Origin of the sequence: Pseudarthrobacter sp. B4EP4b, assembly GCF_006680095.1 — a bacterium.
Classification (GTDB): Bacteria; Actinomycetota; Actinomycetes; order Actinomycetales; family Micrococcaceae; genus Arthrobacter.
In genome coordinates, this window is the sequence record NZ_VHIJ01000102.1 from 1 (window position 1) to 749 (window position 749).

Below are 749 nucleotides of genomic sequence, written 5' to 3' on the forward strand. Positions count from 1 at the left end.
GCCTTGACAGCCCTCCCAACCCACCCGTAATGTCCATCTCCAGACCCATAGTCCACAAAGTGGACGATTATTGCGGGACTCTCAACGAGGAGGCGCCATGTCCAAACTTCAGCCGGCTCCCGCCGTCGCCCTGGAAGGGGCACTGCGGGACGGAATGACTCTCGCCGTGGGCGGATTCGGCCTTAGCGGCATCCCCGCGGACCTGATCGAAGCCGTCCGGGATTCGGGTGTGAAGGACCTGACGGTGGTCTCGAACAATATGGGGGTGGACGGCAAGGGCCTGGGCATCCTGATCGAGGCGGGCCAGGTCCGGAAGGTCATTGCCAGTTACGTGGGTGAGAACAAGCTCTTCGCGGAGCAGTACCTCGCCGGCCGCCTGGAGGTCGAGTTCACCCCGCAGGGCACCCTTGCGGAACGACTGCGGGCCGGCGGCGCGGGCATCCCTGCCTTCTACACCAAAACCGGCGTTGGCACCCTGGTGGCCGAAGGCAAACCGCACGAGGTGTTCGACGGCGAAACGTACGTCCAGGAGCGCGCCATCACGGCCGACGTCGCGCTGGTCCATGCCCACACCGCGGACACGGACGGAAACCTCATCTACCGCTACACCGCCCGGAACTTCAACCCGGTGGTGGCCACGGCAGGCCTCCTGACTATTGCCGAGGCGGAGGTGGTTGTGCAGCCGGGCGAACTGGACCCCAACCACATCGTCACCCCTGGCGTCTTCGTCCAGCGCCTGGTCCAGGCCA

Annotated in this window: 1 protein-coding gene; it reads left to right on the plus strand. The window is 65.4% G+C overall.

The window, feature by feature from the left end; translation table 11 throughout:
- Window positions 1–97: 97 nt before the first annotated feature.
- Window positions 98–749 (plus strand): CoA transferase subunit A (locus tag FNL14_RS23065; protein WP_142065174.1); only part of this gene is annotated, 652 nt, incomplete at its 3' end.